The sequence below is a fragment of the Kaistia defluvii genome, from assembly GCF_040548815.1.
In the GTDB taxonomy this organism is placed as follows: domain Bacteria; phylum Pseudomonadota; class Alphaproteobacteria; order Rhizobiales; family Kaistiaceae; genus Kaistia; species Kaistia defluvii_A.
This window is the reverse complement of sequence record NZ_JBEPSM010000001.1, coordinates 2,673,633-2,685,355: the sequence shown is the minus strand read 5'-3', so window position 1 is coordinate 2,685,355 and position 11,723 is coordinate 2,673,633. Positions and strand designations below refer to the sequence as shown.

At 65.3% G+C, this 11,723-nt stretch carries 15 protein-coding genes and 1 tRNA gene; 9 read left to right on the top strand and 7 right to left on the bottom strand.

Features of this window, described 5'->3' with window-relative positions; translation table 11 throughout:
• Positions 1–33: 33 nt before the first annotated feature.
• Complete coding sequence (locus ABIE08_RS12620; RefSeq protein WP_354551374.1) at positions 34–498, bottom strand: Hsp20 family protein; 465 nt, start codon at positions 496–498, stop codon at positions 34–36.
• Positions 499–780: 282 nt separating this feature from the next.
• Between ABIE08_RS12620 and ABIE08_RS12615 the strand changes: the two genes are divergently transcribed.
• Together ABIE08_RS12615 and ABIE08_RS12610 are read left to right on the top strand one after the other, a co-directional pair.
• Positions 781–1,194, top strand: coding sequence for a hypothetical protein (locus ABIE08_RS12615; RefSeq protein ID WP_354551372.1), 414 nt, complete (start codon positions 781–783; stop codon positions 1,192–1,194).
• Positions 1,195–1,410: 216 nt separating this feature from the next.
• Positions 1,411–2,355: an alpha/beta hydrolase gene (locus ABIE08_RS12610; RefSeq protein ID WP_354551371.1), complete on the top strand. Its 945-nt coding sequence runs from the start codon at positions 1,411–1,413 to the stop codon at positions 2,353–2,355.
• 7 nt (positions 2,356–2,362) lie between these two features.
• On the opposite strand, the gene ABIE08_RS12605 is transcribed toward ABIE08_RS12610, so the two are convergent.
• Complete coding sequence (locus ABIE08_RS12605) at positions 2,363–2,842, bottom strand: Lrp/AsnC family transcriptional regulator (protein ID WP_354551369.1); 480 nt, start codon at positions 2,840–2,842, stop codon at positions 2,363–2,365.
• A gap of 128 nt (positions 2,843–2,970) precedes the next feature.
• Between ABIE08_RS12605 and ABIE08_RS12600 the strand changes: the two genes are divergently transcribed.
• The 3 genes from ABIE08_RS12600 to ABIE08_RS12590 all read left to right on the top strand — a co-directional run bounded on the left by ABIE08_RS12600 (position 2,971) and on the right by ABIE08_RS12590 (position 5,420).
• Positions 2,971–3,288, top strand: coding sequence for a DUF1330 domain-containing protein (locus ABIE08_RS12600; protein WP_266330250.1), 318 nt, complete (start codon positions 2,971–2,973; stop codon positions 3,286–3,288).
• A gap of 57 nt (positions 3,289–3,345) precedes the next feature.
• Positions 3,346–4,593: a PLP-dependent aminotransferase family protein gene (locus ABIE08_RS12595; protein ID WP_354551367.1), complete on the top strand. Its 1,248-nt coding sequence runs from the start codon at positions 3,346–3,348 to the stop codon at positions 4,591–4,593.
• A gap of 89 nt (positions 4,594–4,682) precedes the next feature.
• Entirely contained in the window at positions 4,683–5,420 is a 738-nt protein-coding gene (locus tag ABIE08_RS12590) for an SDR family oxidoreductase (RefSeq protein WP_354551365.1), read from the top strand.
• Between the two features lie 48 nt (positions 5,421–5,468).
• Here the strand turns inward: ABIE08_RS12590 and hisN are convergent, their stop codons facing one another.
• Both hisN and ABIE08_RS12580 read right to left on the bottom strand, forming a co-directional pair.
• Positions 5,469–6,254 (bottom strand): histidinol-phosphatase, encoded by a 786-nt coding sequence (gene hisN / locus ABIE08_RS12585; RefSeq protein ID WP_354551363.1) that lies wholly within the window; start codon positions 6,252–6,254, stop codon positions 5,469–5,471.
• A gap of 352 nt (positions 6,255–6,606) precedes the next feature.
• The gene (locus ABIE08_RS12580) at positions 6,607–7,497 is read right to left on the bottom strand and encodes an N-formylglutamate amidohydrolase (RefSeq protein WP_354551688.1); all 891 of its coding nucleotides are present in this window, start codon (positions 7,495–7,497) and stop codon (positions 6,607–6,609) included.
• Positions 7,498–7,700: 203 nt separating this feature from the next.
• Here ABIE08_RS12580 and cpdR point away from each other — a divergent pair, with 203 nt between their 5' ends.
• Both cpdR and ABIE08_RS12570 read left to right on the top strand, forming a co-directional pair.
• Complete coding sequence (gene cpdR, locus ABIE08_RS12575; protein WP_244670002.1) at positions 7,701–8,063, top strand: cell cycle two-component system response regulator CpdR; 363 nt, start codon at positions 7,701–7,703, stop codon at positions 8,061–8,063.
• Positions 8,064–8,165: 102 nt separating this feature from the next.
• Positions 8,166–8,240: transfer RNA gene (locus ABIE08_RS12570), tRNA-Val, on the top strand.
• A 115-nt stretch (positions 8,241–8,355) separates the two neighbouring features.
• Here ABIE08_RS12570 and ABIE08_RS12565 read toward each other — a convergent pair.
• Positions 8,356–9,552, bottom strand: coding sequence for a M14 family metallopeptidase (locus ABIE08_RS12565; RefSeq protein ID WP_354551361.1), 1,197 nt, complete (start codon positions 9,550–9,552; stop codon positions 8,356–8,358).
• 254 nt (positions 9,553–9,806) lie between these two features.
• Positions 9,807–10,079 (bottom strand): hypothetical protein, encoded by a 273-nt coding sequence (locus tag ABIE08_RS12560; RefSeq protein WP_354551359.1) that lies wholly within the window; start codon positions 10,077–10,079, stop codon positions 9,807–9,809.
• Positions 10,080–10,109: 30 nt separating this feature from the next.
• Between ABIE08_RS12560 and ABIE08_RS12555 the strand changes: the two genes are divergently transcribed.
• Together ABIE08_RS12555 and sugE are read left to right on the top strand one after the other, a co-directional pair.
• Positions 10,110–10,394 carry a hypothetical protein gene (locus tag ABIE08_RS12555; protein WP_354551357.1) on the top strand — a complete coding sequence of 95 codons (285 nt, stop codon included), beginning with the start codon at positions 10,110–10,112 and terminating at the stop codon, positions 10,392–10,394.
• 170 nt (positions 10,395–10,564) lie between these two features.
• On the top strand, positions 10,565–10,882 hold the full coding sequence (gene sugE / locus ABIE08_RS12550; RefSeq protein WP_354551355.1) for a quaternary ammonium compound efflux SMR transporter SugE: 318 nt from the start codon (positions 10,565–10,567) through the stop codon (positions 10,880–10,882).
• 50 nt (positions 10,883–10,932) lie between these two features.
• Here sugE and ABIE08_RS12545 read toward each other — a convergent pair whose 3' ends face one another.
• A complete protein-coding gene (locus tag ABIE08_RS12545; RefSeq protein WP_354551353.1) occupies positions 10,933–11,649 on the bottom strand; it encodes a sugar transferase in 717 nt (238 codons plus the stop codon).
• Between the last annotated feature and the right edge of the window lie 74 nt (positions 11,650–11,723).

Genomic DNA, 11,723 nt, shown 5'->3' with positions numbered 1-11,723 from the left:
TGGGACGCCCCATCCTTCAGGCTATGGCGCTGCTTACGCAGCCTTGGCCTCGATCTGCTGGCTGACATTCTTGCCGCTGGAAATCGCGATGGTGCGCGGCTTCATGGCCTCGGGGATCTCGCGGACGAGATCGACATGCAGGAGGCCGTTCTCGAGGCTGGCGCCCTTCACTTCCACATGGTCGGCGAGCTGGAATCGGCGCTCGAACGAACGTCCGGCGATGCCGCGATACAGCACTTCCGAATCCTTGCCTTCCTCAGGCTTCTTCTCGCCCTTCACGGTCAGCGTGTTTTCACGCGACTCGATCGACAGATCGCTGTCGCCGAAGCCGGCTACCGCCATGGTGATGCGATAGGCGTTCTCGCCGGTGCGCTCGATGTTGTAGGGCGGATAGCCCGGCACGCCGGCTTCGACGCCGGAGGCCTGGTCGAGAAGGGAAAAGAGCCGGTCAAAGCCGACGGTGGAGCGATAGAGCGGGCTCAGATCAAACGTACGCATGGTTGTCCTCCTTGGAGCGACGGTTCGTTTCGAAGTTCACGACGGCTCCGCCATCCGATGGCCGGGGCCGCATGTCTCAGTCGCGGACCCTCTTTTGGCATCCGCAAGGAGGATGTGGGGACAAGTTCTGGGCGGTTCAAGAGGGGGTGGACGCCGGCTTCTTCACAAGGCTGAACGCCATATGAACGACCAATTCGGATGATGTTCAGGCGCCTGCGGATAGGTTCACCATCAATGCCGGCGATGAAGAGATCGTTCGGTGCATCCGCTGGAGAGACATCAATGATGAAGTCCATTCTCGCCACCTCCGCGCTGGTCGGCGCCCTGCTGCTGCCGATCGCGGCGCAGGCCCAGGATTACCGCTTCGAAGGCGGGCGCGGCGGCTACGGTCGTTACAATGACGACCGCGGCTATCGGGACGATCGCGACTATCGCCGCCCGCCGCCGCCCCGTCGCCAGCTTGACGGCCGCCAGATCTACCGGTTGCTCGCCCGCCAGGGCTACGCCCGCATCGACATCATCAACCGCCGCGGCGACGCCTATATCGTCCGCGCCATCGGTCCGCGTGGCCGGGACGTCATCGTGGTGGTCGATTCCTGGTCCGGCGAGATCGTGCGCCGCCGGGTGATCGAGAATGACTGGCGCGGCGATCGCGGTTGGCACGGTGGTTGGGGCAATGACTGGCGCCGCTGGTAGTCCCGTTTCCGGAGCCATTCGGCTCTGACCGGTCGGTCGATCTCGAATCCGCCCCCCGCGCGAGGTCGGCCTGTCAGCCGGCGACATCCCTGGATGTCGCCGGTTTCTTCTTGTCCGGGCGAGGCCGGTTGCGGCCCATCGCTTGTCGCTCCCCGGTTGGTCGGCTAAGACCGGTTGGCCCTGAATGCGATGCTCGAATGCGGAACCGCGCGGCGGATGAGTTTGCAATCCTCTCCTGACAATCCCGTCCCCGAAGGCGCCGTCGAGCAGACCGTCACGACCGTCGACGGGGTCAAGCTGCGCGCCGCATACTGGCGCCCGCCGGGACAGCGGAAGGGCACGGTCTGCCTCATCCATGGCCGCGCCGAAGCGATCGAGAAATATTACGAAGTCGTCGGCGAACTGCTGCAGCGCGGCTTCGCGGTGGCGAGCTTCGACTGGCGCGGGCAGGGCGCTTCCGACCGGCGGCTCGCCAACCCCCGCAAAGGCCATGTCGACGATTTCTCCGAGTTCGAGCGCGATCTCGAGGCGTTCATGCAGCAGGTGGTGCTGCCCGACTGCCCGCCGCCCTATTTCGCGCTGGCGCATTCGACGGGCGGCTTGGTCTGCCTGCGCGTCGCGCGCCGGTCGCGCCAGACTTTTGCGCGCATGGTGCTGGTGTCGCCGCTGCTCGATTTCGGCGGCTTCGCGCCCTCGCGCGCTCTGATCAACTTCACGGCCGGCTGCTTTTCGCTGCTGGGCCTCGGCGATGCCTTTCCGCCCGGCTCGAAGATCGCCCAGGTCGAGGAGCGCGGCTTCAAGGGCAATCCGCTCACCAGCGATCCGCGCCGCTTCGCCCGCTCGATCGCCATCGGCCAGACGCGGCCGGAGCTGATGGTCGGCCCTCCGACCATTTCGTGGCTGCACGCCGCCTGCCGCGCGATGAATGAGGCGGCCGATCCCGCTTTTGCTGCCAGCATCCGCATCCCGACCCTGATGATCGCCGCCGGCGAGGACCGGGTCGTGTCGCCGCTTGCGATCGAGCGCTTTGCCCGCGAGATGCGGATCGGCGCGCAGATCGTCATCCCCGGCGCGCGGCACGAGATCCTGATGGAGCGCGATCCGATGCGCGGCCTGTTCTGGGCCGCCTTCGACGAGTTCATACCCGGCAGCGAGGCGTGATCTTCGACTAGCGCTTGGCCACGGTCTCCGCCGTCGACAGGCCGTTCGATTTCGTCGTGTCGAGAATGACCATGGTCGAGGTCTCGGCGACGCAGGGAATCGCCTGCAGAGCGGCGGAGATGAACTGCCGCAGCGCTTCGATATCCCTAACCCAGACCCGCAGCAGATAATCAACGCTGCCGGTGACCAGCAGGCATTCGGTGATCTCCGGCCGGTCCTCGATCGCGCTCAGGAACTGGCTCGCCGCATCCGGCGTCTGCTTGGCCAGGCGAACGCTGACCACCACGCAGATGGAGAGCCCGAGCGCCAGCGGGTTGATTCGGGCCGAATAGCCCTGGATGACGCCGCTCTCCTCCAGCCGCTTGATGCGCCGGCTGCAGGGCGTCGGCGACAGGCCGACGCGTTCGGCGACTTCTAGGTTGGACATGCGGCCGTCGGCCTGCAGCACGGCGAGGATCCGGCGGTCGATCGGGTCGAGTTCGACCATTGGCGTTTTTCCCTAACGAAGCGGCCTCTGCAAGCGAGTTCTTGCGAGGCTAAGGCAAGCCCCACGAAAAATTGCACGGATTCCCTCGCCATTCGAGCGCTATTGTCTAGCAAACAAGGGAGACGACAATGCCGGCCTATGTGATCTGTACGATGGCGATCCACGACCCCGTGACCTACAAGAAATACACCGACCGTACGCCGCCGATCGTAAAGCGGCATGGCGGCCGGTTTCTGACGCGCGGCGACGAGGTTTCTGCGGCCGAAGGCCCCCCTTTCACCGACCGCATGGTGATCCTCGAATTCCCCAGCAAGGCGCATGTCGATGCCTGGATCAAGGATCCCGACTATGTCGAGGCCTGCCAGTTCCGCTATGCCGCCTCGACCGGCCGAATGATCGTGCAGGAAAGCCGCGGCAATACCGAGGATCCCGATCCCCGGCTCTGACGCTTCCGGCGGGCGCGGCGCCCGCCGAACTTCCCTGAACCTTCGAGGTTTCCGACGATGGCGAGCGCCAAGGCAAGCACCCCCCGGCCGCAGACGGCGGCCTGGCTCCGGTCCAGCAACGATATTTCGCAGCAGTTCCTGGCCTTTGGCGGTCGTGCCGACGTCGTCAGCCTCGCCGGCGGCCTGCCGGCGGCCGAACTCTATCCGGTCGCCGAGGTGCAGGCAGCGGCGCAGGCGGCGATCGCTCGCCATGGCGCGACGATCATGGAATATGGCCCGGTCGAGGGCCTGCCGGCGCTGCGCCAGCTGATCGCGGCGCGCGCCTCGGCTGAGACCGGCGGCACCTTCACGGCGGCGAACGTGCTGCTGACTACCGGCTCGATGCAGGCGCTCGACCTGATCGGCAAGGTTCTGGTCGATCCGGGCGAACTGATCGTCGCGCAGGCGCCAACCTATCTCGGCGCGCTCGATGCCTGGCGGCCGCGCGCTCCCAGCTATCGGCCGCTCGACTGGACGCTGACCGATCCCGATTTCGACGCCACGCTGGCGCGGGCGAAGTTCGTCTATTCCGTACCGAACTATTCCAACCCGACCGGCGTGCTGGTGTCGCAGGAGCGGCGCGTCGCCCTGCTCGACAAGGTGCTGGAAGCCGGCACCTGGCTGGTCGAGGACGACCCGTATCTCTCGATCCAGCTCGACGGTTCGCCGGGTCCGAGCATATTGAGCCATTCGGTCGCCCGCTCCACCCGGCCGGGCCCCTATGACGGGCCCGTGATCTATCTCGGCACGGTTTCGAAAAGCCTGGTGCCGGGCCTGCGCGTCGGCTGGGTGATCGCCGAGCCCGGCATGATCCAGAACCTGGCCCTGACCAAGATGGCGAGCGACCTCAGCGGCAGTTTGCTGACGCAGGCGATTGCGCTGGAGTTGATGGAGCGCGAATTCGACCACCAGCATTCACGCTCCATCGTGCCGGTCTATCGCGAGCGCCGCGACGCTCTGCTGCGCGAGGCGAATGCGCGGCTTGCCGACTGGTTCGAATGGGAGGTGCCGGTCGGCGGCATGTTCGTGTGGATGCGCTCGAAGGGCGACGCGATCGACACCGACGCGCTCTACAAATTCGCGGTCGAGGAGAAGGTCGCCTATGTCCCGAGCAGCGTCTTCGACTTCACCGGCGAGAACCGCTTTGCCATGCGGGTCAATTTCACCCGCAGTTCGCCCGAGGTGATTGCCGAAGGCGTGCGCCGCCTGGCGCGGGCGATCGAGCACTATCTCTCCGCCCGCCAGCAGCTCGACGGCGCGGCCTAGCGAGCGCCAATCGTCCGGTCGGGGCGGGTGGCCTTCGCGGCGCGCATCAGCGAGCCTTTCCTTCTTTCGAACTGCAGGATTTTTCGTCCATGGACCTGAAACTGAACGACAAGACCGCCCTCGTCTTCGGCGGCTCGCGCGGGCTTGGACGCGCCATCGCGGCCGAGCTGGCGGCCGAGGGCGCCAAGGTCGTGATCGTCGCGCGAGATCCCGCCCGCGTCGAGGCGACGGCCAAGGAACTCGGCGTCATCGGCATCGCCGGCGACGTTTCCAAGCCCGGCGCCGGCCGCGCGCTGGTGCAGCAGGCAGCCGAGAAACTCGGTCGCAGCGTCGATATCCTCGTCACCAATACGGGCGGTCCCGCGCCCGGCAATTTCGAGGCGATCACCGATCAGGCCTGGCAGGCGGGCTTCAACAATCTCTGGATGAGCTTCGTCGAGAGCGTCGGCGAGGCGCTGCCGGCGATGAAGGCAAACGGCTTCGGCCGTATCCTGGCCGTCACCTCCGTCGCGGCCAAGGAGCCGCAGCCGGGCCTCGTGGTCTCCAACGGCCTGCGCGCCGGCCTGCTCGGCCTCGTCAACGCGATCAGCCGCGACGTCGCGGCGTCGGGTGTGACGGTCAACGCGCTGCTGCCGGGCTACACCAATACGGACCGGATGAAGGAAGTCGGAGTCACCAGCGCATCAATGGGCTCGAAGATCCCGGCCGGCCGCATCGGCGAGCCGGAAGAGTTCGCCGCGCTTGCCGCCTTCCTCGCCTCCGAGCGCGCCAGCTACATCACCGGACAGGCGATCGCCGTCGATGGTGGCCTGCTGCAGTCGATCTGAAGGTCGCCTTCTTCACCTCTCCCCACGGAGAGGTGAGGAACTCCCCGCTCAGCCTGCGCGGTTCAGCGTTTCCAGGATCTGGTCGTGAAGGCGGGCGTCGCCGGATGCCACCACGCGGCCGCCGGATGCGGCCGAGCCGCCGTCCCAGCTGGTGACCCGGCCGCCGGCGCCTTCGATCACCGGGATCAGTGCCACGATGTCATAGGCATGCAGGCCAACCTCGATCACGGCATCCGCAAAGCCCGCGGCCACCATGCAATAGGCGTAGCAATCGCAGCCATAGCGGGCGAGGCGGACCTCGTTCTCGACCCGGTCATAGGCCTCGCGATCGCTGCCCTTGAACAGCGACGGCGTGGTCGTGAACAGCACGGCATCCGAAAGTTTGTCGCAGGCTCGCGTCTTCAGGACCCGGTCGCCTTCCGGCCCGGTGTACCAGGCCCGTGCGCCATTGCCGGCGAAGCGCTCGCCGGTGAAGGGCTGGGCCATCATGCCGAGCGAGGGCTTGCCGCCAGTGGTGAGGCCGATCAGCGTGCCCCAGACCGGCAGGCCGGAAATGAAAGCGCGCGTGCCGTCGATCGGATCGAGCACCCAGACGTTCTCGGCGTCGAGATTCTCATCGCCGAACTCCTCGCCCATGATGCCATGCGACGGGTAATGCTCGTTGATCAGCGCGCGCAGCGCCTCTTCCGAAGCGCGGTCGGCGACGGTGACCGGATCGAAGCCGGTGGCCGCTTTGTTCTCGACGGAATTGAGTGCGCGAAAATGCGGCATGATCGCTTTTCCGGCAGAATCAGCGAGCCGATCGAGGAAGGCAATCAGGGTCGGATCGGTCATTCTAGGCTCCAAAAGGCTGCTGCAGACGTGCCATGCGCTATATGCATAACGACGCTCCGTTCAGGCGTTCCTGTCTAACAATCTGATTTAAAACGTCTATTTCAAGTGGTTCGCGGGGCGCGTCTCCCGCGGCGACGTCTACCGTGGCGGAATCGTCGCACTTGGGCGCGAGCGTGGGAAAGGGTCTTGATCTTTTTGCAGTGCAAGCGCAACTTATTGCGGTGCGGTACATCGATTGGCGTCGATCTACCGCTGCCCTTCTTGGGCGTTTCCTCCCTAGACTTGGGCCGCCTCGTTTGACGAGCGGCCCTTTTTTCTGCCCGCAGTTCCGTTTTCGCGATGGTGGGTAGGGCTACTCCGCCGCTTCGGCCAGCGGGTAGAGCGCGGCGTCCGGCAGGCTCGAAAGCGCCGCCGCGAACCGCGCCAAGTCGGCCGCGAGCCGATCATAGCCGGCATTGGGCTGCAGCGTCCGCTCGTTCATATAGAGCCCGCGATTGATCTCGATCTGCAGCGCATGCAGGCCGCGGCTGGGTCGGCCGTAATGCTCGGTGATGAAGCCGCCGGCATAGGGCTTGTTGCGGGCGACCGCATAACCCGCGTCGCTCAGGATCGAATAGGCGGCTTCCGAAATGCCCGGCGCGCAGCTGGTGCCATAGCGGTCGCCGAGCACGATGTCGGCCCGTGCCCTGCCGGGCAGGGTCCGCACGCTGGACGGCATGGAGTGGCAATCGACCAGCACGCAATAGCCGAAGCGCTCATGCGTCGCCGCCAGCGTCTGGCGCAGCGTCTCGTGATAGGGCTTGTAGACCGTCTCGATGCGATGGAGCCCCACCGCCACCGGGATCGGCTCGGCATAGATCTCGACATTTTCCGAGACGACGCGGGCGATCGTCCCCAGGCCACCTGCGACCCGAAGCGAGCGGATATTGGCATAGGACGGCAGGTCGCCATCGAACATGCGCGGGTCCAGTTCGTAGGGCTCGCGGTTCACGTCCAGCCAGGCGCGGGGAAAATGCGCCCGCATCAGGGGGGCGCCGAGCGGCACGACGGACGCAAACAATTCGTCGACGAACGTATCCTCCGAGCGGCGGATCGTCTTCTCGTCGAGCTTCGAGGCCTCCAGGAAAGCGGCCGGGTAGACGCGGCCGCTATGGGGCGAATTGAACACGAAGGGTATGCGCTGCTCGGCCGGAGCCACCACCTCGAAGGGAAGCGCGTCTGCAAAATCCGGCGCGGCGTTGATGATCGTTCTCCTCGCGGTTGCGGCCGGGGCCGCGTCCTGTCCGAAAGGCCCATTCTATGTCGTCTGGCGCGCTTCGGGCAGGGGAAGTTTCGCTCCATTCACCCGATCTTTACTTCGTTCAGCCGTAATTCAATAACCAAATCGCCCAGGCCGCGCATAGTAGGCGCCTTGCGAACGAGATCGACCGTCCAGCCATGGATTCCCTGATGAACCGCATCCTGCTTGCCGAAGACGACAATGACATGCGCCGCTTTCTGGCGAAGGCGCTGCAGAATGCCGGCTATGATGTCGTGTCCTTCGACAATGGCCGCAGCGCCTATGAACGCATCCGCGAAGAACCCTTCACCCTGCTGCTGACGGATATCGTCATGCCGGAGATGGACGGCATCGAACTGGCGCGCCGCGCCACCGAGCTCGATCCTGATCTGAAGGTGATGTTCATCACGGGCTTCGCCGCCGTCGCCCTCAATCCCGATTCGAACGCGCCCAAGGATGCGAAGGTGCTTTCCAAGCCTTTCCACCTGCGCGATCTGGTCAATGAGGTAGAGCGGCTGCTTGCCGCCTGAGGGAGTTTTCAACAGGGTCGAAAAACGAGGCTTGAAGCTTCGGAAATCGCCCTGTATACCCTCGCTCACGCCGCCGGTCCCGCCGGTCGCGTTGAGAAGGATGGGCGTGTAGCTCAGCGGGAGAGCACTACGTTGACATCGTAGGGGTCACAGGTTCAATCCCTGTCACGCCCACCATCCTCTCTCCACCGAAATCGCTGACCTGAAAGCCGCCGGCCTCGCGCCTCGGTTTGTCGTCGATTTTCCGGAAGCCTCCAGAGTCCCGACGCCTCCCCAAGCCTTCGGTCCCGGATCACTCGGGATAGGTTTCGGCCCCATCCGACGTGGACTGGTGGAAGAGAATGAAGGCGAGGGGATTGCCGGGTTCGGCCATCGCGTCGCTCCGCAGGCCTGTCACCTCGCCGGCCACGCCGCTGGAATATTCAGCCACCACTTCGCCGAAACTGTTGCGCTGGATCGCGATTCTCTGCCCGGCTTCGACCTTGTCGTTGAGCTTGACCAGAAGCTCCACCAGGCCGCCCTGGGTCGCCAGGACGGGGAAGGCGCTGTTGCCGACAAACACGCCCACATCCTTGCCGGTGCGGCCCATCGCTCCCGCCAGGATGCCGTGGTGCTTGAGGACATTCATCGTGCCCTCCACGAACAGGGCGATCATGTCGAGGTCCAGGATGCGGGCAGCGCCGACCTCCGCGCAAAAGGACGGGACGCCCGCGTCGACCAGCGCGTTGTGCAGCACCCCGGGATAGACGTGGTTGTCGAAGACCTGGCCGATCGGAAACAGGTCCACCATCGCCTTGATCTCGAGCACATCCATGCCGGCGAGGTTGAAGGCCGCGACTTCGAACCCCGTCGTCCCGGTGTGGAAGTCGATCGCCGCGTCGGCGTTGGGCCGCAGCAGCCGGTTGAACAGGAGCCCTGCATGCCGGCTGGGCGCGGTGATGCCGTTCTCGTTGCCGGGCCATTCCCGATTCATGTCGATCAGGTCCTGGCCCCGGCCATAATTGGGCCATCGGCGCTGCATGCTCTCGATGGCCGGGCGCGCGACATCCGTGACGGCCATGACCGTGCCCGCCATCTGCGCGGGGTCGAGTTGGTTGATCACGGTCTGCACCGTGTGGATGGAGCTCATTTCGTCGCCATGCACGCCGCTCACCAGAACGACGCGCTTGCCGGGCTTCGCGCCCCGCACGACGACGACCGACACATACCAGTGCTGCCCGCTCGGCATCTCCACGCCCTGGAAATACAGAAGATGCTTCTGCCCGGGCTCCAGGTCCTCGACATGGAGCGCGCTGACGACCTTCTTTCCCTGGATGATCTCCCCGGTGTAGACGGTGCCGTGCGTCGATTTGGGCACGGCGTCCTCGCTCGATGCCGGCGGCTCCTGGGCGCTCGCGCTGTTGGCGCCCAGGGCCGACGCGCCCACGGCCGCCAGCGAAGCCATCAGGAAGTCGCGCCGATCGGCGCCTTCTTTGGATTGGGTGGGCATGGCGGACCTTCCTCCTGAGCTGCTAGGACCGGGCGGGCGCTCTCCTGGCCTTCGGCCCACCATACTGGCGTTCCCCGGCGACCGTGACCAGTCTGCGTGCGGAGGAATTCTGTCCGTGGATTGGGAGGGGGCGGAGATCCCGTCGGCGCGCTACGGGAATCGCGCGATCGGTGGAGCGGCGGCTGATCGCCAAGGGGGCCTTGGTTCTCGGATGTGACTGGACTGCTTCGCGTCGGCGAAGGCGCGCAGGGGCGTCAGGCGCCGTCGGGTAGGCTCGACGCGCCGGCTGCACAGGATTGCGGCCGGGCGTCCGCCGTCTTGCCGCTTGGCTTGGCGTCGCCAGACCATTCCAGCGCCCAAAGCGGCAGGTCCAGAAGCACGAAATAATCGCCCTGCCGACCGCGCATCGCCTCGCCCACCCAACCGCCGACGATCATCGCCTCGACCCGGGCGGACTGGAAGGCGCGGACGTCGAGCGCATGAAGCAACGCCTCGGCATGGGAGGCCGCCAGATTTCCAACCTGCACGCCGCTGATCATGACCCGGACGGCGGTCGAATGGCCAAGGTGATCGCGCTCGGGGATCAGGTCGGCGACAACGGAAATCTGGTGGCCAAGCTCGGTCTTTCCGCCGGCAATCTCATCCAGGGCGGTTTGGAAATATCGTTCCCCGCCGCCGCCCAGGCGAAGTCGCCATCGCCGTCCACCCTCCAGACGCTACTGCGAGGACGGCGGCGGAGCAGGCTGAAAAACCAGCGCATCCGTTCATCTCCCGCTACGTCAACAAAGGCTACAGCGAGCCGGCAATGTCCGTCGACTGAATTAGTTCAAATTTTTAACTAAAATGCGGATGAGCTGCCAGGATGCGGGCATTCATCGTCACGGCCCGCGTTTCGCTACGAGGCTCGCACCCTTGCTCCCCTGTCGCCGCATCGCTATCTTTCGGGTAGAGGACGACCTCCCCATCATGGGTAACATTTCCGGGACGGCCCGGCCCTTTCGTGGAGGGCCTGATGGCCTGGGTTTATCTTCTGCTTGCCGGCGTGTTCGAGGTGGTCTGGGCTTCGACGATGAAGCACTCGGACGGCTTCACGAAACTCACCCCGACGATCATCACCATCGTCACCATGATCATCAGCTTCGGGCTGCTCTCGGTCGCGATGAAGTCGCTGCCGCTCGGCACCGCCTATGCGATCTGGACGGGCATCGGCGCTGTCGGCGCGTTCTGCGTCGGCGTTTTCGTTCTGGGCGAGGCGGCGACGCTGTTCCGCATCGCCAGCGTCGCCTTGATCATCCTCGGCCTTGTCGGCCTGAAGGTCTCGACGCCTTAGCGCGCGGCGTTGCGCAGGCGCTAGCCGAGCGCGCCGCGGCGAAGGCTTCTTCAGTATTCGCCGCGGCCCAGCAGGACCACTGGAATGGTCTGGGCTAGGATGGCTAGGTCCTGCAGGAGGCTCATCTGCCGGACATAGATTGCGTCGAGGCGGATGCGGGTGTGGTAATCGGTGTCGGAGCGGCCGGAAACCTGCCATAGGCCCGTCATGCCGGGGCGGCAGAGATAATAGGCCTCGAAATGGCGCGTATTGTAGCGCTCAGCGTCGGCGATTTCGCGCAGCAGCCGGGGGCGCGGTCCGACCAGACTCATCTCGCCTTTCAGGACATTGATCAACTGGGGCAGTTCATCGAGGCTGAACTGGCGCAGGAAGCGGCCCAGAAGCGTGACGCGAGGGTCTCCTTTCAGCTTGTAGCGGGACTCGTAGTCGATCCGGGCCTGGGGATTGTTGGCCAGATAGGTCTCCAGCCTGCGCTCGGCATCGGGCTCCATCGTGCGAAACTTGTACATGGCGAAGCGGCGTCCGCCGCGTCCGATGCGGTGCGAGCGAAAGAAGATCGGCTGGCCGCCAAGGCCGATCAAGCCCGCGATCAGAATGGCGACCGGCAGTAGCAAGAGAAGCATCGCTGCCGCCAGCACTATGTCGAAGCCGCGCTTGAAGGGATATTCGCGGGCGTCGACTCCTCTGCGCCGTCGCTCCGGCGCGGAGGCCGGGATGGCCGCATTTTCCAGGGATCTGGCCGAGGCGATTTCGAATTTCGGGTCCATCGCTCACCTACGCAAACTGGGTTCAAAGGCCGGGCCGCCTTCTGTGCCGTATTCACAGCGCCGAAGCCGGCGGA